Annotated in this window: 21 protein-coding genes; 11 read left to right on the forward strand and 10 right to left on the reverse strand. The window is 68.7% G+C overall.

Annotation, left to right across the window (positions count from 1 at the left end; translation table 11 throughout):
* Window positions 1-47 precede the first annotated feature (47 nt).
* Together ACVN9Z_RS27285 and ACVN9Z_RS27290 are read left to right on the forward strand one after the other, a co-directional pair.
* Window positions 48-917 (forward strand): RNA ligase family protein, encoded by an 870-nt coding sequence (locus ACVN9Z_RS27285; protein ID WP_054443868.1) that lies wholly within the window; start codon window positions 48-50, stop codon window positions 915-917.
* Complete coding sequence (locus ACVN9Z_RS27290; protein WP_054439939.1) at window positions 914-2,050, forward strand: AAA family ATPase; 1,137 nt, start codon at window positions 914-916, stop codon at window positions 2,048-2,050. Before ACVN9Z_RS27285 ends, ACVN9Z_RS27290 begins: the two co-directional genes overlap by 4 nt.
* 59 nt (window positions 2,051-2,109) lie before the next feature.
* On the opposite strand, the gene ACVN9Z_RS27295 is transcribed toward ACVN9Z_RS27290, so the two are convergent.
* The 3 genes from ACVN9Z_RS27295 to ACVN9Z_RS27305 are packed head-to-tail and all read right to left on the reverse strand — an operon-like array spanning window position 2,110 to window position 4,649.
* Complete coding sequence (locus ACVN9Z_RS27295) at window positions 2,110-2,958, reverse strand: IclR family transcriptional regulator (RefSeq protein WP_053498358.1); 849 nt, start codon at window positions 2,956-2,958, stop codon at window positions 2,110-2,112.
* A 28-nt stretch (window positions 2,959-2,986) separates the two neighbouring features.
* A complete protein-coding gene (locus ACVN9Z_RS27300; protein WP_024069772.1) occupies window positions 2,987-3,841 on the reverse strand; it encodes a fumarylacetoacetate hydrolase family protein in 855 nt (284 codons plus the stop codon).
* A gap of 37 nt (window positions 3,842-3,878) precedes the next feature.
* Window positions 3,879-4,649, reverse strand: a complete 771-nt coding sequence (locus ACVN9Z_RS27305) for an SDR family oxidoreductase (protein ID WP_458212871.1) — start codon at window positions 4,647-4,649, stop codon at window positions 3,879-3,881.
* 248 nt (window positions 4,650-4,897) lie between these two features.
* On the opposite strand from ACVN9Z_RS27305, the gene ACVN9Z_RS27310 reads away from it, so the two are divergent.
* The 7 genes from ACVN9Z_RS27310 to ACVN9Z_RS27340 are packed head-to-tail and all read left to right on the forward strand — an operon-like array spanning window position 4,898 to window position 10,547.
* Window positions 4,898-5,224, forward strand: coding sequence for a UxaA family hydrolase (locus ACVN9Z_RS27310; RefSeq protein ID WP_054431974.1), 327 nt, complete (start codon window positions 4,898-4,900; stop codon window positions 5,222-5,224).
* A 10-nt stretch (window positions 5,225-5,234) separates the two neighbouring features.
* Window positions 5,235-6,467 (forward strand): UxaA family hydrolase, encoded by a 1,233-nt coding sequence (locus ACVN9Z_RS27315; protein WP_458212872.1) that lies wholly within the window; start codon window positions 5,235-5,237, stop codon window positions 6,465-6,467.
* Between the two features lie 22 nt (window positions 6,468-6,489).
* Entirely contained in the window at window positions 6,490-7,173 is a 684-nt protein-coding gene (locus tag ACVN9Z_RS27320; RefSeq protein ID WP_006387173.1) for an amino acid ABC transporter permease, read from the forward strand.
* Window positions 7,174-7,183: 10 nt separating this feature from the next.
* Window positions 7,184-7,843: an amino acid ABC transporter permease gene (locus tag ACVN9Z_RS27325; RefSeq protein WP_006387172.1), complete on the forward strand. Its 660-nt coding sequence runs from the start codon at window positions 7,184-7,186 to the stop codon at window positions 7,841-7,843.
* Window positions 7,827-8,558 (forward strand): amino acid ABC transporter ATP-binding protein, encoded by a 732-nt coding sequence (locus ACVN9Z_RS27330; protein WP_024069776.1) that lies wholly within the window; start codon window positions 7,827-7,829, stop codon window positions 8,556-8,558. Before ACVN9Z_RS27325 ends, ACVN9Z_RS27330 begins: the two co-directional genes overlap by 17 nt.
* A gap of 53 nt (window positions 8,559-8,611) precedes the next feature.
* Window positions 8,612-9,430 (forward strand): transporter substrate-binding domain-containing protein, encoded by an 819-nt coding sequence (locus ACVN9Z_RS27335; protein WP_006387170.1) that lies wholly within the window; start codon window positions 8,612-8,614, stop codon window positions 9,428-9,430.
* Between the two features lie 13 nt (window positions 9,431-9,443).
* Window positions 9,444-10,547, forward strand: coding sequence for a mandelate racemase/muconate lactonizing enzyme family protein (locus tag ACVN9Z_RS27340; RefSeq protein WP_458212873.1), 1,104 nt, complete (start codon window positions 9,444-9,446; stop codon window positions 10,545-10,547).
* 38 nt (window positions 10,548-10,585) lie between these two features.
* On the opposite strand, the gene ACVN9Z_RS27345 is transcribed toward ACVN9Z_RS27340, so the two are convergent.
* Genes ACVN9Z_RS27345 through ACVN9Z_RS27360 form a run of 4 tightly spaced genes read right to left on the reverse strand, consistent with a single transcriptional unit; the run spans window position 10,586 to window position 14,864 of the window.
* Window positions 10,586-12,184 (reverse strand): GMC family oxidoreductase, encoded by a 1,599-nt coding sequence (locus ACVN9Z_RS27345; protein ID WP_458212874.1) that lies wholly within the window; start codon window positions 12,182-12,184, stop codon window positions 10,586-10,588.
* Window positions 12,185-12,203: 19 nt separating this feature from the next.
* Entirely contained in the window at window positions 12,204-13,013 is an 810-nt protein-coding gene (locus ACVN9Z_RS27350; RefSeq protein WP_020928769.1) for a shikimate dehydrogenase family protein, read from the reverse strand.
* 48 nt (window positions 13,014-13,061) lie between these two features.
* Window positions 13,062-14,048: a transketolase family protein gene (locus tag ACVN9Z_RS27355; protein WP_458212875.1), complete on the reverse strand. Its 987-nt coding sequence runs from the start codon at window positions 14,046-14,048 to the stop codon at window positions 13,062-13,064.
* The gene (locus ACVN9Z_RS27360; RefSeq protein WP_108914219.1) at window positions 14,049-14,864 is read right to left on the reverse strand and encodes a transketolase; all 816 of its coding nucleotides are present in this window, start codon (window positions 14,862-14,864) and stop codon (window positions 14,049-14,051) included.
* 177 nt (window positions 14,865-15,041) lie between these two features.
* Here ACVN9Z_RS27360 and ACVN9Z_RS27365 point away from each other — a divergent pair, with 177 nt between their 5' ends.
* The gene (locus ACVN9Z_RS27365) at window positions 15,042-15,746 is read left to right on the forward strand and encodes a GntR family transcriptional regulator (protein WP_006387160.1); all 705 of its coding nucleotides are present in this window, start codon (window positions 15,042-15,044) and stop codon (window positions 15,744-15,746) included.
* Between the two features lie 9 nt (window positions 15,747-15,755).
* Window positions 15,756-16,823, forward strand: a complete 1,068-nt coding sequence (locus ACVN9Z_RS27370; RefSeq protein WP_070540430.1) for a glycerol dehydrogenase — start codon at window positions 15,756-15,758, stop codon at window positions 16,821-16,823.
* A gap of 138 nt (window positions 16,824-16,961) precedes the next feature.
* On the opposite strand, the gene ACVN9Z_RS27375 is transcribed toward ACVN9Z_RS27370, so the two are convergent.
* The 3 genes from ACVN9Z_RS27375 to ACVN9Z_RS27385 are packed head-to-tail and all read right to left on the reverse strand — an operon-like array spanning window position 16,962 to window position 19,634.
* The gene (locus ACVN9Z_RS27375; protein ID WP_024069782.1) at window positions 16,962-17,897 is read right to left on the reverse strand and encodes a beta-keto acid cleavage family enzyme; all 936 of its coding nucleotides are present in this window, start codon (window positions 17,895-17,897) and stop codon (window positions 16,962-16,964) included.
* A complete protein-coding gene (locus tag ACVN9Z_RS27380; RefSeq protein ID WP_458212876.1) occupies window positions 17,890-18,852 on the reverse strand; it encodes a 3-hydroxyacyl-CoA dehydrogenase in 963 nt (320 codons plus the stop codon). The genes ACVN9Z_RS27375 and ACVN9Z_RS27380 overlap by 8 nt, the downstream gene beginning before the upstream one ends.
* On the reverse strand, window positions 18,852-19,634 hold the full coding sequence (locus ACVN9Z_RS27385) for an SDR family oxidoreductase (RefSeq protein ID WP_054443849.1): 783 nt from the start codon (window positions 19,632-19,634) through the stop codon (window positions 18,852-18,854). Before ACVN9Z_RS27385 ends, ACVN9Z_RS27380 begins: the two co-directional genes overlap by 1 nt.
* Window positions 19,635-19,824 lie beyond the last annotated feature (190 nt).

Below are 19,824 nucleotides of genomic sequence, written 5' to 3' on the forward strand. Positions count from 1 at the left end.
CCGCAAGACCGTGTCGTCGGCTTCCCCACTTTTCCTGGAGAAGACCCATGACGCCGGATTTCCGCGCCTGCGCGCAATCCCTTGAACTGTTCCGCTACCCCCGCACCCCGCACCTGGAAGGCTCGCGGCTGCAGGAAGGCGACCACGGCCACGACCACGTGCCTTACCGCGAGCTGCGCGGCCTGCGCCTGGTGGTGGAAGAGAAACTCGATGGCGCCAACACCGGCATCAGTTTCAGCCCCGCGGGCGAACTGCTGCTGCAATCTCGCGGCCACTACCTGGTGGGCGGCGGGCGCGAGCGCCAGTTCAATTTCATCAAGGCCTGGGCGCAGGCCCACGCCGACTGGCTGCTGCAACGGCTCGAAGACCGCTACGTGATGTACGGCGAAACGCTGTCGAAGAAACACTCGGTGTTCTACGACGCGCTGCCGCACCACTTCTTCGAGTTCGACGTGCTCGACCGCCGCACCGGACAGTTCCTGTCCACCGCGGCGCGGCGCGAACTGCTGGCCGGCGGCCCGGTGCTGTCGGTGCCGGTGCTGTACGACGGCCTGGCGCCCGCGCGCCTGGCCGACCTGAAGGCCCTGCTGCGGCCGTCGCTGGCCAAGACGGCGCGCTGGCGCGACGCGTTCGAGGCCACGGTGCGGCGCGAAGGCCTGGACCTGGCGCTGGCCTGGAAGCAATGCGACAAGTCGGATCTTTCCGAAGGCCTGTATCTCAAGGTCGAGGCCGACGGCCAGACGCTGGGCCGCTACAAGTGGGTGCGCGCCGACTTCGTCCAGGCCATCCTGGCATCCGAGAAACATCATTCCGAGCAGCCCTACGTGCCCAACCAGCTCGCGCCCGGCGTCGACCTGTACGCCCCGCGACCGCGGGTGGATTGGGACACACTGCGCGGCGACAGGGAGACATCATGAACTACGAACAACTGCGGGCCCTGGCGCCCGCCGCCGGCCAGGCGCCGGACTTCGCCGCCTGCCTGGCGGCCTTTCCGGCGCTGGAGCTGGCCAAGGCCACGCCGCAGGACCCGCGCTACCACGGCGAGGGCGACGTCTGGACCCACACGCGCATGGTGGTCGAAGCGCTGCTGGCGCTGCCCGATTACCAGGCCGCCAGCCGCGCCGACCAGGAGATCGTGTTCCTGGCGGCGCTGCTGCACGACGTCGCCAAACACGCCACCACGGTGATCGATCCCGTCAGCGGCGCAATTTCGCAACCGGGCCATTCCGCCCGGGGCGCGATCGACGCGCGCATCGCGCTGTGGGACGCCGGCGTGCCCTTCGCCGTGCGCGAGGCCATCTGCCGCCTGATCGCCGTGCACCAGGTGCCGTTCTTCGCCTTGTCCGGCTCGCGCCGCGGCAAATCGGTGGAATTCATCGTGCGCGAACTGTCGTGGCAACTGAGCATTCCGCTGCTGGCGATGCTGGCCGAGGCCGACATGCGCGGCCGCATCTGCCGCGACCAGCGGCAGGTGCTGGACAACATCGCGCTGTTCCGCGAGGCCGCGCGCGAGGAAGACTGCTACGGCCAGCCGCGGCGCTTCGCCGATGCGCACACCGCCGTCAGCTACTTTCGCGGCGCCGACGTGCATCCGGACTATCCCCTGTTCCAGGAGCCCGGCTCGCGCGTCATCGTGATGGCGGGCCTGCCGGCCAGCGGCAAGAACAGCTGGGTGGCGGCGCACCACCCCGACCTGCCGGTGGTGTCGTTCGACGACGCGCGCGAAGCGCTCGGCCTGGCGCACGGCAAGAACGAGGGCAAGGTGGCGCACCTGGCGATCGACCGGGCCAAGGCATTGCTGCGCCAGCGGCGGCCGTTCGTCTGGAACGCCACCAACCTCAGCCAGCTGATGCGCAAGAAGACGCTGGACCTGCTGTACGCCTACCACGCCGAGGTCGAGCTGGTGTACCTGGAACAGCCGCGCGCCGAACTGCTGCGGCGCAACGCCCGGCGCGACACGTCGCTGCCGAACAAGACCTTGCTGGGCATGCTGCACCGCTGGGACCTGCCGCTGCCAACGGAGGCGCACCGGGTGGTGTACGCGGTGTAGGCGGCCAGGCCACCACAGCGTTCAACGCGGGCGACGGCGGAGCGCGAAGGCCCATTCGCCTACGCCTGCTCCGGCAGATAACCGCTATACCCCATCAGCGTCGACAACCGCTGGGCGACGTTGCCGACGATCTCCTGCACCTGGGCGATGCTGGGCGATTCCTTGCGGTCGATGCGCTCGATGTGCGGCACGTTGATCGCGGCGATGACCTGGTTGCCCACGCCCATCACCGGATAGGCGACGTTGGTGATGCCGCGGATCTGGCGGCTGGGCATGCAGGCGCAGCCGTTCTTGCGCACGTCCGCCAGTATCGGGAACAGTTCGCCCGGGTCGGACTCCAGTTCGCCTTCCACCTTGATGTGGGCGGCCAGCATGCGGGTGCGCTCGACCTCGTCGCGGAACGCCAGCAGCACGTGGCCCGAGGACGTGTCGGTCAGGCCCATCATCACGCCCACCTTCAGGCCGAACGACCAGCGCTCGGGGCTGTCGACCTGCGCGATCACCACCACCCGGCCGGCCTGGTAGACCGCCAGGTGGCACGACTGGCGCGCGCGGTTGGCCAGTTCGCGCAGCAACGGCAGCGCCACGCTCACCAGCGATTTCAGCGGCTGCTGGCGGTGCGCCAGCTCGAACATCTTCAGCGTCAGCGTGTAGCGGTCGTTGTCGTCGACCTGCACGAAGCCGCGCCGCTGCAGCGTCACCGCCATGCGGAAGATCTCGCTGACGCTGCGGCCGATCTTCTGCGCCAGCTCGGCCAGCGTGTAGCCGGCCGGGCTGGCCGCCAGCGCCTCCAGGATGTCCAGCCCCTTTTCCAGGGCGGGCGCGGCGTAGCGTTGCGCGCCCGGCGAGTCCGCGGCGTCGGCCTCGGGCGTGGCGGGATCGGGAACGGGAATCTTGGATGCGGTCATGGCGGCGGCAAAGGAGTGGAACCCGATTTTATTCGGCGCGGACCCAGGCCTGCAGGGCCTGGCGCTGCTCGCCCAGTCCGGCGATGCCCAGGCGCATCTCGTCGCCCGCCTTCAGGTACACCGGCGGCTTCTGGCCCAGGCCCACGCCCGGCGGCGTGCCGGTGCTGATGATATCGCCCGGCATCAGCGACATGAAGCGGCTGATGTAGCTGACCAGCGTCTTCACGCCGAACACCATGGTGCGGGTGCTGCCGTTCTGGAAGCGGTGGCCGTTCACTTCTAGCCACATGTCCAGGTTCTGCGGATCGGCGATCTCGTCGCGCGTCACCAGCCACGGGCCGACCGGCGCGAAGGTGTCGCAGCCCTTGCCCTTGTCCCACTGGCCGCCGCGCTCGATCTGGTATTCGCGCTCGGACACGTCGTTGACCACGGTGTAGCCGGCCACGTAGTCCATGGCCTCGCTTTCTTCCACGTACGAGGCCTTCTTGCCGATGACCACGCCCAGCTCCACTTCCCAGTCGGTCTTGACCGAGCCGCGCGGGATGATCACCGGGTCGTTCGGGCCGCTCAGCGACGAGCTGGGCTTGAGGAACAGCACCGGCTCGGCCGGCACCGGCAGGCCGGACTCGGCGGCGTGGTCGGCGTAGTTCAGGCCGACGCAGACGATCTTGCCGACGCCGTTGACCGGGCAGCCGTAGCGCACCGCGCCGTCCACGCGCGGCAGGCTGGCGGGGTCGAGCTTGGCCAGCCGGGCCAGCTCGGCCGGGGCGATGGCGGCGGTGTCGATGTCGGCGACCACGCCCGACAGGTCGCGCAGCGCGCCCTGGGCGTCGATCAGGCCGGGTTTTTCCTGGCCGGGCTGGCCGTAGCGTACGAGTTTCATGCGGAATCCTTGAAAGGGAACAAAGCGGGACGGCGGCTCAGTTGGACCAGCCGCCGTCGATAACCTGGATGGTACCGGTGGTGAAGCCGGATTCGTCGCTGGCCAGGTAGACCACCAGCGCCGCGACCTCCTCGACCCGGCCGACGCGGCCGATGGGTTGGCGCGCCACGAAGGCGGCGCGCACCGCGGCCTCGTCACTGCCCTGCTGGCGCGCCTGCGCGGCGATGCGCTCGCGCAGCGAGGGCGATTCGACCGTGCCGGGGCAGATGGCGTTGCAGCGGATGCCGCGCGCCACGAAGTCGGCCGCCACCGCCTTGGTCAGCCCGATCACGGCGGCCTTGGAGGCGCCATAGACGAAGCGGTTGGGCACGCCCTTCACGCTGGAGGCGGCCGAGGCCATGTTGATGATCGAGCCGCCGCGCTCGAGCATCAGCGGCAGGTAAGCGCGGATGGTGCGGTACATGGTCTTGACGTTCAGGTCCATGCTGAAGTCCCAGTCGGCCTCGTCGCAGTCCAGCACGGAGCCGGCGTGGACGAAACCGGCGCAATTGAACAGCACGTCGACCGCGCCGGTCTCGCGGGCGCAGTCGGCCACGGCCGCCCCGTCGCGCACGTTCAGCACGCGGGTGCGCAATCCGTCCAGGCCGGCCGCGCGCGCCTCCCGCGCCAGATCGGCCAGCGCGGCCTCGTTGATGTCGGTGGCCCAGACCTGGGCGCCCTCGCGCGCCATGGCCAGGGCGCTGGCGCGGCCGATGCCGTTGCCGGCCGCCGTGACCAGCGCCCGCTTGTCCTGCAAACGTAGGGTCATGTCTCTTCCCGTGGGTGGATAGGCCTGGAGTGCCGGCCGGATGGCCGCCCTCATTTGCCTTATGAAAACTAAATTTCATTCATAAAAACAAATATACGGGATTTATGGCGCACCGCAAGCCGGCGACATGCCGAACAACTCAGTAATTACCCGAATTTCAACCCTTTTTCCCTCACTCAAGGGCAAACGTGTGTTGACCACGAATATGAAACTTGCTTTTATATGCAAAACATCAACACACAAAAATCATGACGAGACAAGCCACCCTGGACCCTCAGCTCCTGCTGATCTCCCCCGAAGACAACTGCCTGATCGTGCGCCACGCCCTGCCCGCCGGCGCCCGCGTGCAGCTCGAAGACGGCAGCGCCGTCATCGCCGCGCCGCTGGGCCTGGGCCACAAGCTGGCGCGCCACGCCATGCCGGCCGGCGAAAAGATCCTGAAGTACGGCGCCATCATCGGCAGCCTGACCGCCGCCGTCGCGGCCGGGGACCACATCCACACCCACAACCTCGACAGCGACTACACCCCCACCTACACGTTGGAAGAAGGCCGCGCCTTCACCGACCGGCACTGAGGTTTCCGCCATGACCGATCTGTCCCAGCCCTTGCAGGGCTATCCGCGCGCCGACGGCCGCAAAGGCATCCGCAACGTGGTCGTCGTCGCCTACCTGGTCGAATGCGCCCATCACGTGGCGCGCGAGATCGCGCTGGATTTCCGCGACCTGGCCGGCGACGTGCAGGTGCACCTGGTGGGGTTTCCCGGCTGCTACCCCAACGCCTATGCCGAACGCATGATGACGGCCATCGCCACCCATCCCAACGTCGGCGCCGCGCTACTGGTGTCGCTGGGCTGTGAAAGCATGAACAAGCACAAGCTGGAAGCGGCCATCGCCGACTCCGGCCGGCCGGTCCAGACCCTCACCATCCAACAGCGCGGCGGCACCCGCAGCACCGTGGCCGAGGGCCGCGCCTGGGTGCGCGCCACCGCCCAGGACCTGGCGCGGCAACAGCGCGTGCCGATGGGCATCGACGAACTCGTGATCGGCACCATCTGCGGCGGCTCGGACGGCACCAGCGGCATCACCGCCAACCCAGCAGTCGGCCGCGCCTTCGACATGCTGATCGCGCAGGACGCCACCTGTATCTTCGAAGAGACCGGCGAACTGGTCGGCTGCGAATTCCACATGCGGCGCCGCGCCGCCACGCCCGAACTGGGCGAGGAGATCGTGGCCTGCGTCAACAAGGCGGCGCGCTACTACAGCATCATGGGCCACGGCAGCTTCGCCCCAGGCAACGCCGACGGCGGCCTCTCGACCATCGAGGAAAAATCGCTCGGCGCCTACGCCAAGAGCGGCGCCTCGCCCATCGACGGCATCATCAAGCCGGGCGACGTGCCGCCCTTCGGCGGCCTGTACCTGCTGGACGTGGTGCCCGACGGCGAACCGCGCTTCGGCTTTCCCAACATCAGCGACAACGCCGAGATCGTCGAACTGATCGCCTGCGGCTCGCACGTGATCCTGTTCACCACCGGGCGCGGCTCGGTGGTGGGCTCGGCGGTCTCCCCGGTCATCAAGGTCTGCGCCAACCCCGACACCTACCGCGCCCTGGGCGAGGACATGGACGTGGACGCCGGCCGCATCCTGGAGGGCCGCGGCTCGCTGCAGGAAGTGGCCGAGGAAATCCACGCCCAGGTCCGCGCGGTCGCCAACGGCGCGCCCAGCAAATCCGAGGACCTGGGCCACCGCGAATTCATCCTCACCTACAAGGCGTTCGAGCCGATCGGCCCGTCCTGCCTGCCATTGAGCCGCGCGGCCTGACGCGGCCCCAGGGAGCGAGACGGTGAACTACACGTTTGATTTCGCCTCGGTGCTTGAACAGTGGCCCCTGCTCGCGCAGGGCGCGTGGGTCACGGTCAAGCTGTCGTTCTGCGCCACCGTGCTGGGCTTCATCCTCGGCACGCTGTGCGCGCTGGCGCGCAACAGCCGCCTGGGCTGGCTGCGCGCCGTGGCCGGCGGCTATGTGGAACTGATCCGCAACACGCCGCTGCTGATCCAGGCCTATTTCCTCATCTTCGGCCTGTCCAGCGCCGGCCTCACCATGCCGATCATGGCGGGCGCGGTGCTGGCGCTGGTGATCAACATCGGCGCCTACACCTGCGAGATCGTGCGTGCCGGCATCGAATCCATCCCCAAGGACCAGCTCGAGGCCGGCGAATGCCTGGCGCTGTCGCGGCTGCAAGTGTTTTGGCACGTGGTGCTGCGCCCGGCGGTCGAACGCGTCTATCCGTCGCTGACCAGCCAGTTCGTGCTGCTGATGCTGGCCTCCAGCATCATGTCGGCAGTGGGCGCCGAGGAACTGCTGGGCGTGGCCAACCGCATCCAGTCGGACACCTACCGCAACTTCGAGGTCTTCATCGTGCTGTGGGGCGTGTACCTGGCGCTGTCGTGGCTGATGCGGCTGGGGTTCTGGCTGCTGGCCCAGGTCGTGTTCCCGCGCCGGCGCAAGCTCGGCACGCCGCTGTAGGGGACGCGCCATGGCTTTCTTCATTCCCGAACAACACGCCTGGTATCTGGTGGAAGGCGCCTGGGGCACCGTCAAACTGTCGGCCTGGACCTTCGCCGGCGGCGGCCTGGCCGGCCTGCTGCTGGCGCTGGCCCGCGTCTCGCCGCGCCGCGCCCTGCGCGCGGCCGCGGCCGGCTACATCCAGGTGATCCAGGGCACGCCGCTGCTGGTGCTGATGGGCCTGTGCTTCTTCGGCCCCAGCCTGTTCGGCCTGGGCGAGCTGTCGGCGCTGGCCGCGGCCGGCCTGGCCATGACCATCTATTCCAGCGCCTTCCTGGGCGAGATCTGGCGCGGCTGCATCCAGGCGGTGCCGAAGAACCAGTGGGAAGCGGCCGAATGCCTGGGCCTGTCGCGGCTGCAGCGCATGGCCAAGGTGGTGCTGCCGCAGGCGCTGCGCATCGCCACCCCGCCCACCGTCGGCTTCCTGGTGCAGATCATCAAGAACACCTCGATCGCCTCGCTGGTGATCGGCTATCCGGAGCTGGCCTACAACGCCAAGATCCTCAACAACTCGACCTTCCAGCCCTTCGTCTATTTCGGCTGCGCCGCCATCCTGTACTTCCTCATGTGCTACCCGCTGTCGCGCTGGAGCCGTTCCTTGGAAAGGAGACTCAATGCATCCCGTCGTTGAACTGGACCAGGTCCACAAGCGCTTCGGCGGCACCCACGTGCTGCGCGGCGTGTCGTTTTCCGTCAACCGCGGCGAGGTCGCGGCCATCATCGGCAAGAGCGGCTCGGGCAAGAGCACCGCGCTGCGCTGCATGGACCGGCTCGAGACCACCGACGCCGGCACCATCCGCGTCTGCGGCCACGCGCTGCACGACCGCGACGGGCTGGACCTGCGCGCGCTGCGCAAGGATGTCGGCATCGTGTTCCAGAGCTACAACCTGTTCCCGCACATGACGGCGCTGCAGAACATCACGCTGGCGCCGCGCTCGGTCAAGGGCGTCAAGCCGGCCCAGGCGCGCGAACAGGCGATGCAGGCGCTGGCCCACGTCGGCCTGGCCGACAAGGCCGACGCCTATCCCGAGCAGTTGTCGGGCGGCCAGCAGCAGCGCGTGGCCATCGCCCGCTCGCTGGCGATGCAGCCCAAGGTGATGCTGTTCGACGAAGTGACCTCGGCGCTCGACCCGGAACTGACCGGCGAAGTGCTCAAGGTGATGGAAAACCTCGCCGCCGACGGCATGACCATGATCCTGGTCACGCACGAGATGGCGTTCGCGCGCGAAGTGGCCGACAAGGTCATCTTCATGCACCAGGGACAGGTCTGGGAGCAGGGGCCGGCCAGCATGCTGTCGGCCCCCGCCACGCCGGAACTGCGGCAGTTCCTGGGCAGCGGACTGTAGGGCCGCCGGCCCCGCCCCCTGCCCCGATGACAACGACAATGGAGACAACCCGCATGAACAAGTCCGTATTCCCGCCGCGGCTGCGCGCCGCTTTCGCCGGCCTGGCCCTGATCGGCGGCCTGGCCGTGTCCGGCGCCGCCCACGCCGACCAGCTCGACGACATCATGAAGGCCGGCAAGCTGCGCGTGGCCATCGACCTGGGCGTGCCGCCCTACGGCATGAAGGACGCCGCGCTCAACCCCACCGGCTCCGACGTCGAGACCGCGCGCCTGCTGGCCAAGGGCCTGGGCGTGACGCTGGAGATCGTGCCCACCACCGGCGCCAACCGCGTGCCGTTCCTGCAGACCGGCAAGGCCGACATCGTCATCTCCAGCATGTCGGTCACGCCCGAACGCCAGAAGGTCATCGACTTTTCCACGCCCTACGCCGCCATCCTGGCGGTGGTCGGCGCGCCCAGGGACATGAAGCTGACCAGCGCGGCCGACCTGTCCAGCAAGAAGGTCATCGCCACCCGCGGCACCACCAACGACACCGAGCTGACCCGGATCGCCCCCAAGGACGCGCAGATCATCCGCTTCGACGACGACGCCACCTCGATCACCGCGGTGGTCAGCGGCCAGGCCGACATCTTCGCCACCGCGCCCGCCCTGCTGCGCACCATCAACGAAAAGGCGCCGGCCAAGCAGATGGAATCGAAATTCGTGATGCGCCTGAACATGCTGGCCATCGGCCTGCGCAAGAACGAGCCCGCGCTCAAGGACAAGCTGGACGGCTGGGTGCGCGCCAATCTCAAGAGCGGTGAACTGAACACCATCTACAAGCAGTTCCACGGCGTCGACCTGCCGCAGGAAGTCGGCAAGGCCGGCGGCTGACCCAGGAGACCCCATGGCCCGCATCGCTTCCGTCGAGATCCTGCAGGTCGACCTGCAGCCCAAGGTCCGGCGCACCGACGCCGTGCAGAGCTTCGAGCGCCAGGAAACGCCGATCGTGCGCATCACCGACGCCGATGGCGTCACCGGCACCGGCTACAGCTACACCATCGGCACCGGCGGCTCGTCCGTGATCCGGCTGCTGGACGACCACCTGGCGCCGCTGCTCCTGGGGCGCGAGGCCGACGACATCGAACAGCTCTGGCGCGACCTGATGTACCGCGTGCACGCCACCACCGTGGGCGCGCTGACCTCGATCGCGCTGGCCGCCATCGACACCGCGCTGTGGGACCTGCGCGCGCGCCGCGCCGGGCTGCCGCTGCACCGGCTGGCGGGCGGCGCCAAGTCGGACATCCCGCTCTATACCACCGAGGGCGGCTGGCTGCACCTGCCGCCCTCGCAACTGGTGGAAGAGGCGCTCAAGGCGCGCGAGGCCGGCTTCGGCGGCGCGAAGATCAAGGTCGGCCGGCCGCACGTGGCCGAGGACGTGGCGCGGCTGTCCGCGGTGCGCGCCGCCGTCGGCGCGGACTGGGACATCATGACCGACGCCAACCAGGGCTTCTCGCTACCCGAGGCGATCCGCCGCGCGCGCTGTTTCGAGCCGCTGGACCTGGCCTGGTTCGAGGAGCCCATCCACGCCGACGACGTGCAGGCCCATCGCCGCCTGAGCCAGTCCACCACCCTGCCCATTGCCGTGGGTGAATCGCTCTACAGCCTGTCGCAATTCAAGGACTACCTTCAGGGCGAGGCCTGCTCCATCGTGCAGGTGGACGTGGGCCGCATCGGCGGCATCACGCCGTGGCTCAAGGTGGCGCACATGGCCGAAGCCTACAACGTGCCGGTGTGCCCGCACTTCCTGATGGAGATCCACGTGGCGCTGTGCTGCGCGGTGCCCAACAGCCGCTGGCTGGAATACATCCCGCAGCTGGACATGGTGACCGAGCACGGCATGCGCATCGAGAACGGCCGCGCCATTGCGTCGGACGCGCCCGGCCTGGGCATCGCCTGGGACTGGGACCGCATCGGCAAGCTGACCCTGCACCGCAGCCGGCACGGTTGAAAGCGCGAGGCGGCCGGCCCATGCGGGCCGACCCGCCCTCACACCGCGGCAACATCCTCCAGGATCATCTCGGCGCCGCGCTCGGCCACCATCATCACCGCCGCCTGGGTGTTGCCCGACACCATCTTCGGCATCACCGAGGCGTCCACCACCCGCAGGCCGGCAATGCCGTTGACCCGCAGGCGCGGATCGGTCACCGCGCCGGCATCCGCGCCCATGCGGCAGGTGCCGATCGGGTGATAGATGGTCTGGCCGTTGCGGCGCGCGAAGTCCAGCCATTGCTCGTCGCTGTCCACATCCGCCCCCGGGCTCAACTCGCTTTCGATATAGCGCTGCATGGCCGGCCGCTGCACGATGCGGCGCGCCACTCGCATGCCGCCCACCAGGCTGTCGCGGTCGATCTGCGCCGACAGGAAGTTGGGCCGGATCGACGGCGCGGCCAGCGGATCGGCCGACTTCAGGTGGATCGACCCGACCGACTCCGGCCGCAATTGCGCCACGCCGATGGTCATGCCCGGCTCGCGGTCGAGGATGCGCTCGGCCGCGTTGGCATAGCTGGCATGCACGAAGAAATACTGCACGTCGGCCGCCGGCAGGTCCGGCGCGCTCTTGACGAAGCCATGCACCAGCCCCGTGCCCAGCGTCAGGATGCCCTTGCGGCGGGTGTAGTAGCGCGCCACCTGTTGCGCCAGGCGCCAGCCGCGCGACATCTCGTTGAGCGTCACGGTGTTCCTGACCCGCCAGTTCATGCGCGTGGCGAAGTGGTCGATGTAGTTCTCGCCCACCTGCGGCTGCGCGTGCACCAGCGGAATGCCGAAGGATTGCAGCAGCGCGGGGTTGCCCACGCCCGACAGCTCCAGCAACTGCGGCGACTGCACCGCGCCCAGGCACAGCAATGTCTCGCGCCGCGCCCGCACGGTGAATTCCTGGCCGTTCTTGCGGTAGGCCACGCCGACGCAACGCTTGCCCTCGAACAGCAGCCGCGTCACGTGCGCGCCGCACTCCACCGTCAGGTTCTTGCGGCCGGCGGCGGGCTTGAGGTAACCGTCGACCACGCTCCAGCGGCGGCCGTGGCGCTGCACCACTTGGTAATAGCCGACCCCGTCCTGGCGGCCGGCGTTGTAGTCCGGGTTGAGCGGCAGGCCATCCTCCTGCGCCGCGCGCAGGAAGGCGTCGGACAGCGCAAAGCGCTCGGCCACTTCCTCCAGGTGCATCGGCCCGGACTTGCCGCGGGTCTCGCCGCCGGGCTCATAGCGTTCAATCTTGCGGAATACCCGCTCGGCGGTGCCGCCGCCCCAGCCGGTGGCGCCGGCGGCCTCCCAGCCGTCGTAGTCCTGCGGCCGGCCGCGCACGTAGATCATGCCGTTGATCAGCGTCGAGCCGCCCAGGCCCTTGCCGCGCGGCACGGCGATGGTGCGGCCGTAGACGTTGTCCTCCGGCTCGGTGGCGAAGCGCCAGTTGTAGTCCGGATTCACCAACAGCTTGGAAAAGCCCGCCGGGATCGAGATCCACATGCTGCGAGCCTCGTGCCCCGCTTCCAGCATCAGCACCCGGTGGCGGCCATCGGCCGTCAGGCGGTTGGCCAGGATGCAGCCGGCGGTGCCGCCGCCCGCGATAATGAAGTCGTAGTCGCCCATCGTCTCGTCCGTCGCCGCCTCAGCCCTGCGCGGCCGGCGCCACGCCCATCATTTCCGCCATCAGCTCGATCTGCCCGGCCAGCATCGGCGCGCCGTAGTGCACCTTGCAGCCGCGCGCCCGCGCCGCCACCAGCAGCGGCGTGTCGGCCGGCTGCATGATGACCTCGCACACCAGTTGGTCCGGCGTCAGCCGCGCCGCGTCCAGCGGCAGCGCGTCGTCCGGTTTCATGCCGAGCGAGGTGCCATTGACCACCAGGTCGTGGCCCGACGGATCGGCCGTGCCGACGCTGATGCGGGCCTCGGGGTGCAGCGACAGGATGCGTGCCTTAAGATCCTCGGCCTTGGCCGGCGTGCGGTTGGCAATCGTCAACCGCGACACGCCCGCCTGCGCCAGCGCGAAGCCGATGGCATTGGCCGCGCCGCCGGCGCCGGCCAGATAGGCGCTCTTGCCCTCGGGCGCCACGCCGTGCGTGCGCAGGCCGCGCACGAAGCCCTCGCCGTCCAGCATGTGCGCCACCAGGCGGCCGTCGGCCTCGCGCCGCACCACGTTGGCCGCGCCGATCTTGCGCGCCACCGGCGTGGCCTCGTCGGCCAGGGCCAGGATCGCCGTCTTGTGCGGCATGGTGACGATCAGGCCGCCCAGGTTCTCCAGCCGCCGCAGTCCGGCCACCACCTCGGCCAGGTTGTCGGGCCGCGCATGGAACGGCACGCAGACGCCGTCGAAGCCGATGCGGGCGAAATGCTCGTTCAGGCGCTGCGGGGTTTTGACGTGGTAGATCGGGTCGGCCAGGATGCCGAACAGGCGGGTGTTGCCGCTGATTTCCTTCATTGCTGTCTCCGTGTCGTGGCGCCACGCCGGGCGCCCTTCAATGCTGTCCTAGCGCCGCACCAATTCCCGCGCCACCGCCTCGATGCCGGCGCCGTCCAGCCGGTAGTGGGCGTACAGCGTGGTGGGCGGGGCGATCAGGCTGTATTCGTCGTAGATGCCATGGCGCCGCAGCCGCGTGCCGCTGCCGGCATCGGCCAGCACCTCGGCCACCGCCGAGCCCAAACCGCCCATCACATTGTGCTCTTCCACCGTCAGCAGGACGGACGCCTGCCCGGCCGCCGCCAGCACCGCCTCGCGGTCCAGCGGCTTGAGGGTGGGCATGTCGATCACGCCCACCGACAGGCCGTCCTCGCGCATCCGGGCGGCCGCTTCCAGCGCCGCGTGCAGCGTGATGCCGCAAGCGATGATGTTCAGGTCGCTGCCGGTTGAGTGGACGATGGCGCGGCCGAACGTGAACGGCGCGCCGTCCTCATAGACCTGCGGATCGCGGCCACGGCCGATGCGGAAGTAGATTGGCTCGGGCCAGTCCACCGAGGCCTTGATGGCGGCGGCCAGTTGCGGACCGTCGGCCGGCGACACCACGGTCAGGCCGGCGATGGCGCGCATGGTGGAGATGTCCTCGGTGGCGTGGTGCGAGGTGCCATAGAAGCCCAGGCTGATGCCGGTGTGATGGCCGATCAGCCGCACCGGCAATTTGGTGTAGGCCACGTCCATGCGGATCTGCTCGCAACACAGCAGACCCAGGAACGAGGCAAAGGTCGCCACGAACGGCATCGCGCCGGTGGTGGCCAGCCCGGCCGCGGCCGACACCATGTTCTGCTCGGAAATGCCGAACTGCACGTAGCGCTCGGGATAGGACGAGGCGAAGCGGTTCAGGCCGTTGGAATACTGCAGGTCGGCCGAGCCGGCCACCACCGGATGCCCGGCCCGCGCCAGGTCGATCAGCGCGTCGGAAAGATACGACAGCCCGGGGTTCACCGCGTTCAGCGCGCGGTACTGCCAGGAATCGGGGGAAAGCGTCTGTGCCTGTGCCATTCAGATCTCGCGGGTCATGATTTCGTCGATGGCGGCCTGCGCGTCCTGCGGCGCCAGGTAGCCCAGATGCCAGCCGGGTTCGGTCTCCATATAGGAAACGCCCTTACCCTTGATGGTTTTGGCGATGACGCAGGCCGGCCGCTCGCGCGCCTCGTCCGCGCGCAGCCGCCGCAGCAGCGCGGTCAGCGCCACCAGGTCGTGGCCGTCGACCTCGTGCACCTCCCAGCCGAAGGCCTGCCACTTGTCGCGCAGCGATTCCACGCCGATCACGTCGTCGACCTTGCCGTCGAGCTGGTAGCCGTTGCGGTCGATGATGGCGACCAGGCGCGACAGCTTGTGGTGCGCGGCGAACAACGCCGCTTCCCACACCTGCCCTTCCTGCATCTCGCCATCGCCCAGCATCACGAACACGTTGAAGTCTCGCTGGCTCATGCGGCCGCCCAGCGCCATGCCGGCGCCGTTGGAGAGCGCGTGGCCGATGGAGCCGGAACTGAAATCGACGCCCGGCACCTTGGTCATGTCGGGGTGGTCGCCCAGCGGGCTGCCCAGGCGGGTGTAGCCGTCCAGCAGTTCATGCGGGATGAAGCCATGGTCGGCCAGCACCGGGAACAGCCCCACCGCGGCGTGGCCCTTGCCCATCAGGAAGCGGTCGCGGTCCGGCCAGGCCGGCTCGCCCGGGCGCAGCCGCATCACGTCGTAGTACAGCGCGGCAAAGATCTCGGCGCACGAAAAGACCGAGCTGTAGTGCCCGACCTTGGCGATCTCGATCAGCCGGATGGTTTCCAACCGGATGTGGCGGGCCTTTTCCCGCAGCATCCGGACCTCGTCTTCGCTTGGGTCTCCCCGGTCCTGGCGCATGGCGTCTCCTTCGCTTATCAAAATATATGATATATAATATACCCATCGCGCTTGAATTGGCCAGGGCGGGATAGAATTCAGCCGGGCGCCGTTTCACGGCCTCCGCCATTCCATCGAACCCAAGCCTCGACCGTCATGCCCAGCCTTAAACCGGTAAAAAAAGAGAACCTCTCCGTCAAGGTCTACAACGAGATCCGTAACGCCCTGATCAACGGGCAGTACGAACCCGGAGAGCGCCTCATCATTGGCGAGCTGGCCCAGGAAATGGGCGTCTCGATCACGCCCGTGCGCGAGGCCATCTTCCGCCTCATCAGCGAACAGGGCCTGGAAATGCAGGCCGCCACCGCGGTCTACGTGCCCTACGTCAATTCGGAAAAGCTGCGCGAGATCCAGCAGATCCGCTTCCACCTGGAAGGCATGGGCGCGGCCGAGGCCGCCAGGAACATCACGCGCAAGCAACTGGACAACCTGATCGCGCTGCAGAAGGACTTCATCTCCTGCACCTCGACCGATCCCAAGCGCGCCAGCTACCTGAACCGCAAGTTCCACTTCGGCATCCTGGAAGCCAGCAACAAGCCCATCCTGCGCAATACCGTGGAATCGTTCTGGGTCATCACCGGCCCGATCCTCAAGGTGTTCCACATCAAGACGGCCGGGCTGGACTACTCCCAGGACGAACACCGCCACGAGGCCGTGCTGGCCGCGCTGGAGGCGCGCGACCCCGAAGCCGCCACCAAGGCGATCCAGGCCGACCTGGTGTGGGGCGGCAAGATCATGATCGACTGGCTGGTCGAACGCGAAAAAGAACTCGACTACCGCCCGCCCGGGCCTCGCAAATAGGAAGACTCGATGCTGAAGATTTTCGGCGCTCCCGGCCGCTACATCCAGGGAGCCGGCGCGCTCGACGCGCTGGGCGGATACGCCGCCCTGTTCGGCCGCCGCGCCGCCCTGGTCATCGACCGCTACGTGCAGGGCGTGCTGGGCCCGAGAATCGAGGCATTGTGCGGTGCCCACGGCGTGGCGCTGACGGCCCTGCCGGTCGAAGGCGACATCACGCCCGAATTGATCGCGGCGCTGCGCGCGCAGGCCGCGGCCGCCGGCGTCGACATGGTGATCGCGGTGGGCGGCGGCAAGGCGCTGGACGCCGGCAAGGCGGTGGCCAAGGCCGAGCACTGCCACCTGGTCACGGTGCCCACGGTGGCCTCGAACGATGCCCCCACCAGCAAGAACTACGTGCTGTACGACGCCCATCACAACCTCCTGGCGGTCGAGCACATGCTGTTCAACCCCACCATCGTGCTGGTCGACACCGCCGTCATCGCCACCGCGCCGGCGGCGTTCTTCCGCGCCGGCCTGGGTGACGCCATCTCCAAGAAATTCGAAGCCGAACAATGCGCCCGCAACGGCGGACGCAACATGTACGACGGCGTCCCGCCGCTGACGGCCCAGCTGATCGCCGACGGTTGCCTGCGCACGCTGCTGGCCGACGGCGCCGACGCGCTGGCGGCGGCCGGCAGCGGCCAGCCCACGCCCGCCTTCGAACGGGTGGTGGAAGCCATGATCCTGATGAGCGGCCTGGGCTTCGAGAGCGGCGGCCTGTCCATCGCCCACGCCCTGACGCGCGGCCTGCCGAAGATCGCCGGCCTGGCCAGCGCGCCGCACGGCCTGCAGGTGGCCGTCGGCCTGCTGGTGCAGCTGGACCTGGAGGCGCGCCAGGACGGCATGCTGGCCACCCTGACGCAGTGGTATGAACAGGTGGGGTTGCCCACCACGCTGCAAGCGCTGGGCGCGGCCGCGCCGTCCGACGCCGAACTGGCGCGGGCGGCCGAGTTGACGCTGGCCGCGCGCCATGCCGCCAATTTCGATCGTCCGCTGGACATCAAGACCCTCGTCGCCGCCTTGCGCCGCCACGCCTGACGCCCCGCCGCTCGCGCCGGCGGCCTCCCGCGGGCGGCGCCCGGGAGCGCCGCGACCCGCATCCGGCGGGCCGCGCGCCGCCCCATCAGCGGGGGCATCGGCCCGGCGGCGGCGCGCACGCCCTTGCCCGGATTGGCGTCAGAACGCCACGTTGTCGCCGCCCTTCAGGCCCAGCTTGGCGCGGGTATCGGCGGGCGTGGCCACTTCCAGGTTGAGCGCCTCCAGGATGGTGCGGATGCGTTCGACCTGCGAGCGGTTCGACTCGGCCAGCTGGCCCGGCCCGATCCACAGCGAATCCTCCAGCCCCACCCGCACGTTCGAGCCCATGGCCGCGCCGATGGTGGCCAGCGGCATCTGGTTGCGGCCGGCGCCCAGGATCGACCATTCGTATTCATTGCCGAACAGGCGGTCGGCGGTGCGCTTCATGTGCATCAGGTCTTCGGGGTGCGGGCCGATGCCGCCCAGGATGCCGAACACCGACTGGATGAACGGCGGCGACTTCACCAGGCCGCGGTCCACAAAATGCGCCAGGTTGTACAGGTGGCTGATGTCGTAGCACTCGAACTCGAAGCGGGTGCCGTTGGCGTTGCCCAGCTCCAGGATCGATTCGATGTCCTGGTAGGTGTTGCGGAAGATCAGCGAACGGCTGTTCTCCAGGTGCTCGCGCTCCCACTCGTGCTTGAAGTCCTGGAAGCGGCCCAGCATCGGGAACAGGCCGAAGTTCATCGAGCCCATGTTCAGCGACGCCAGCTCCGGCTTGAAGGTGGTGGCCGGCCGCATGCGTTCCTGCACCGTCATGTGCGGGCTGCCGCCGGTGGTGATGTTGATGATGGCGTCGGTCTCGGCCTTGATGCGCTTGAGGAATGGCTCGAACAGCGCCGGGTCCTGCGACGGCTTGCCGGTCTGCGGGTCGCGCGCATGCAGGTGCAGCACGGCGGCGCCGGCGCGGGCCGCGCCGATGGCGGCCTCGGCGATCTCGTCGGCCGTCACCGGCAGGTGCGGCGACATGCTGGGCGTGTGGATGGCGCCCGTCACGGCGCAGGTGATCACGACTTTCTGCTTGGCTTTAGCCATTTTCGTCTCCGTTGTCTTGCTGTTGCTTGTGGCGCATCAGGCGCATCAGTTGCTCGTCGCGCCAGTAGCGGCGCGCCGTCAGCTCATCGGCCGGCAGCAGGCCGCGCCGCTCGGCCGCCAGGGCCTTGACCAGCGCGCCGTCCCAGGGCACGGGTTCGCGCTGGCTGGCGCCGATGGATTGGTACAGCCCGCCGTAGCGCGCGCAGTAGTCGGCAATGCCGCCGGGCGCGTTCAGGTCGATGGTCTCGAACGGCCCCATGAACGACCAGCGCAGGCCCAGGCCGTCCTTGACCGTGGTGTCGATGTCCTCGGCGCTGGCGATGCCGGCGGCGGCCAGGCGGAAGGCCTCGTGCAGCAGCGCGCCCTGCAGGCGGTTGAGGATGAAGCCTTCGATCTCGCGCCGCATCGTCACCGGCTTCTGGCCGATATCCAGCATGATGTCGCGCGCCGCCTGCATGGCGGCCTCGCTGGTCCAGGGCGCCGGGCACAGCTCCACCACCGGGATCAGGTAAGGCGGATTGACCGGATGCGCCACCAGGCAGCGGTGGCGGCCGGGCAGGCCTTCGGTGAATTCGCTGGCGGGAATGCTGGAAGTGGAACTGCCGATGATGGCGTCGGGATCGGCCGCCGCGTCCAGCTGCGCGAACAGATCGCGCTTCAGATCCCGCCGCTCGGGCGAGTTCTCCTGGATGTAGCGGGCGCCGGCCAGCGCTTCGGGCAGGCTGGCGGCCACTTCGATGCGGGCGGCGGCCACCGCCGCGTCGCGCAGCAGGCCGTGCGCCTGCAATGCATCGAGCTGGCGCCGGATCAGCGCGCCGGCCTCGGCCAGCATGGCGGCGTCGACGTCGTACAGCCGCACCTGCCAGCCCTGGCGCGCGAACACGATGGCCCAGGCCTGGCCGATCAGGCCGGTGCCGATGATGGCGGCGCGGCGCCGCCGCGGATCGGCCGCCATCAGTAGAGCTTCTGCGTGAAGCCGTCCACCACGATGGCCTGCCCCGTGACGCTGCGGGCGGCCTCGCTGGCGTTGAACAGCACCATGTTGGCGATGTCGCGCGCGGTGACCATGCGGCCCAGCGCCGCCTGGTTCTCGTAGAGCGCGGCGATTTCCTCGACCGGCTTGTCCAGCGTCCTGGCCTTGGCCTCGATCACGGCGCGGATGCGCGGGCCTTCGACCGCGCCCGGCAGGATGGCGTTGACGCGGATGCCGTGGCCGCCCAGCTCGATCGCCAGCGACTTGGTGAAGCCGATCACCGCCCACTTGGACGCCGAATAGACCGAGCGCCCGGCAAAGCCCAGGTGCCCGGCGGCCGACGACAGGTTGATCATGACGCCGGCGCGCGACAGCTTGAGCAGCGGGATGGCCTGGCGCGCGCACAGGAACTGGCCGGTGATGTTGACCGCCAGGGTGCGATCCCAGTCGGCCTTGGAGAGCGTCTCGACGAAACCGGTGGGGCCGGCCACGCCGGCGTTGTTGACCAGGATGTCCAGGCCGCCCAGCTGCTGGCGCACGGCGTCGAACAGGGCGGCCACGCTGTCTTCATCCGACACGTCGGCATGCACCGCGCGCACGCCGGGCAATTCGGCCGGCAGCGCGGCCAGCCGCTCGCGGTTGACATCGCACACCAGCACCGACGCCCCGGCCCGGTGGAACACCTGCGCCATTTCCAGGCCCAGCCCATCGGCGCCGGCGGTGATCAGTACCTTTTTTCCGGCGAAATCCACTTCCTCGAACATGCTCTTTGTCTCCTGGATTCTTATGCTCAAACGCCTTTTGATCATATAGGATATATGATTCAAAGGGGAGTTTTATTGCCATCAACGCAGCCATGAAAAGGTCCGCGAAACAGCGTCCGGACAGCGAAATCCGCCCTGCCGCGCAGCGGAAAACTGCCCGCAAACGCTTTATTCATGCGGCTTGAGGGAA

Source organism: Achromobacter sp. KK8 (genome assembly GCF_054188005.1).

Excerpts from the sequence above, each read along its gene's own strand:
- ACVN9Z_RS27285 (WP_054443868.1), top strand. The coding sequence starts at position 48 with ATGACGCCGGATTTCCGCGCCTGCGCGCAATCCCTTGAACTGTTCCGC.
- ACVN9Z_RS27290 (WP_054439939.1), top strand. The coding sequence starts at position 914 with ATGAACTACGAACAACTGCGGGCCCTGGCGCCCGCCGCCGGCCAGGCG.
- ACVN9Z_RS27295 (WP_053498358.1), bottom strand. The coding sequence starts at position 2,958 with ATGACCGCATCCAAGATTCCCGTTCCCGATCCCGCCACGCCCGAGGCC.
- ACVN9Z_RS27300 (WP_024069772.1), bottom strand. The coding sequence starts at position 3,841 with ATGAAACTCGTACGCTACGGCCAGCCCGGCCAGGAAAAACCCGGCCTG.
- ACVN9Z_RS27305 (WP_458212871.1), bottom strand. The coding sequence starts at position 4,649 with ATGACCCTACGTTTGCAGGACAAGCGGGCGCTGGTCACGGCGGCCGGC.
- ACVN9Z_RS27310 (WP_054431974.1), top strand. The coding sequence starts at position 4,898 with ATGACGAGACAAGCCACCCTGGACCCTCAGCTCCTGCTGATCTCCCCC.
- ACVN9Z_RS27315 (WP_458212872.1), top strand. The coding sequence starts at position 5,235 with ATGACCGATCTGTCCCAGCCCTTGCAGGGCTATCCGCGCGCCGACGGC.
- ACVN9Z_RS27325 (WP_006387172.1), top strand. The coding sequence starts at position 7,184 with ATGGCTTTCTTCATTCCCGAACAACACGCCTGGTATCTGGTGGAAGGC.
- ACVN9Z_RS27330 (WP_024069776.1), top strand. The coding sequence starts at position 7,827 with ATGCATCCCGTCGTTGAACTGGACCAGGTCCACAAGCGCTTCGGCGGC.
- ACVN9Z_RS27335 (WP_006387170.1), top strand. The coding sequence starts at position 8,612 with ATGAACAAGTCCGTATTCCCGCCGCGGCTGCGCGCCGCTTTCGCCGGC.
- ACVN9Z_RS27340 (WP_458212873.1), top strand. The coding sequence starts at position 9,444 with ATGGCCCGCATCGCTTCCGTCGAGATCCTGCAGGTCGACCTGCAGCCC.
- ACVN9Z_RS27345 (WP_458212874.1), bottom strand. The coding sequence starts at position 12,184 with ATGGGCGACTACGACTTCATTATCGCGGGCGGCGGCACCGCCGGCTGC.
- ACVN9Z_RS27350 (WP_020928769.1), bottom strand. The coding sequence starts at position 13,013 with ATGAAGGAAATCAGCGGCAACACCCGCCTGTTCGGCATCCTGGCCGAC.
- ACVN9Z_RS27355 (WP_458212875.1), bottom strand. The coding sequence starts at position 14,048 with ATGGCACAGGCACAGACGCTTTCCCCCGATTCCTGGCAGTACCGCGCG.
- ACVN9Z_RS27360 (WP_108914219.1), bottom strand. The coding sequence starts at position 14,864 with ATGCTGCGGGAAAAGGCCCGCCACATCCGGTTGGAAACCATCCGGCTG.
- ACVN9Z_RS27365 (WP_006387160.1), top strand. The coding sequence starts at position 15,042 with ATGCCCAGCCTTAAACCGGTAAAAAAAGAGAACCTCTCCGTCAAGGTC.
- ACVN9Z_RS27370 (WP_070540430.1), top strand. The coding sequence starts at position 15,756 with ATGCTGAAGATTTTCGGCGCTCCCGGCCGCTACATCCAGGGAGCCGGC.
- ACVN9Z_RS27375 (WP_024069782.1), bottom strand. The coding sequence starts at position 17,897 with ATGGCTAAAGCCAAGCAGAAAGTCGTGATCACCTGCGCCGTGACGGGC.
- ACVN9Z_RS27380 (WP_458212876.1), bottom strand. The coding sequence starts at position 18,852 with ATGGCGGCCGATCCGCGGCGGCGCCGCGCCGCCATCATCGGCACCGGC.
- ACVN9Z_RS27385 (WP_054443849.1), bottom strand. The coding sequence starts at position 19,634 with ATGTTCGAGGAAGTGGATTTCGCCGGAAAAAAGGTACTGATCACCGCC.